This is a genomic window from Candidatus Symbiothrix dinenymphae, assembly GCF_001431085.1.
This window is the reverse complement of the sequence record NZ_BBRU01000098.1, coordinates 1-906: the sequence shown is the minus strand read 5'-3', so window position 1 is coordinate 906 and position 906 is coordinate 1. Positions and strand designations below refer to the sequence as shown.

General features: G+C 42.9%; 3 protein-coding genes. 1 reads left to right on the top strand and 2 read right to left on the bottom strand.

Annotated features, from left to right (window positions below):
• Positions 1–267: dihydroneopterin aldolase (locus ASC50_RS01505; protein WP_158648264.1), on the top strand; the 267-nt coding region annotated here is incomplete at its 5' end.
• A gap of 47 nt (positions 268–314) precedes the next feature.
• Here the strand turns inward: ASC50_RS01505 and ASC50_RS01500 are convergent.
• Together ASC50_RS01500 and vapB are read right to left on the bottom strand one after the other, a co-directional pair.
• Positions 315–698: a type II toxin-antitoxin system VapC family toxin gene (locus ASC50_RS01500; protein WP_055431784.1), complete on the bottom strand. Its 384-nt coding sequence runs from the start codon at positions 696–698 to the stop codon at positions 315–317.
• A partial coding sequence (gene vapB / locus ASC50_RS01495; RefSeq protein WP_226995319.1) for a type II toxin-antitoxin system VapB family antitoxin occupies positions 699–906 on the bottom strand: 208 nt, incomplete at its 5' end.

Sequence of the window (906 nt, the reverse complement as noted above, 5' to 3'; positions counted from 1 at the left end):
TTGAACATTGTTGTTGCCTCCCCGCGCGAGACACAAGCCGACGAATGGAGCGACACCATCAGTTTTGCCACTATTTATGAGCTGATTGCGCGCGAAATGGCAATTCCGTCCCACCTCATTGAGCACGTGGCGGGGCGAATTTTGCGCCAAATCCACCTCGCTTTTCCGCAAATTGACCGGTTGGAAATTCGCTTGGCAAAGCAAAATCCTCTGGGAGGCGATTTGAAAGAAGCAGCAGTGTTTCTCAGAAGTAACCGGCGTGTATAATTGGTAAGTTCAGTCTATCAGGGGCAACGCATTAAATTTTTGCATTGCTACCAAATCCACTGAACAGGATATAATTTGAACACACTATCAGAGCTAATCAGCGAAATATGTTCAGATACTGCTTGGGCTATGATAAGTCGGTCGAATGGGTCTTTATGCACAAAATCCAATTTGGACAATTCCATCAAATGAGCAGACTTGATGGGCAATATCTCAAAACCGGCAATTATAGCCCTATTTATCATTGTTTCGATATTGCCGGATAATTTTAGTTTGCTCAAACTCATTTTGATGGTCATCTCCCAAAGGCTTGCTATGCTGACAATAAGAGTGCTCGTTACATCATTCATTGTTGCACAAATACCGGAGGGCAATTTTGCATCATCCTCAATAAACCAAATAAACGATTGGGTGTCTATCAGCAATTTCATTTACATATACTCTTTGAAATCATCCAACGGCTCATTGAAGTCGTCACTCATCCAAACAACGGTGCCTTTCATACAACCGGCGTAAGGATGCGGCTTCTGCTGTGGCATATTCATTCCGTATTTATACAACAGAAATTCAACATAATCTGCTACTTCGCATTGTGCTTCCGGGGGAAGTTGGCGCATTTTGTGGTGTACTTTGTTTTTT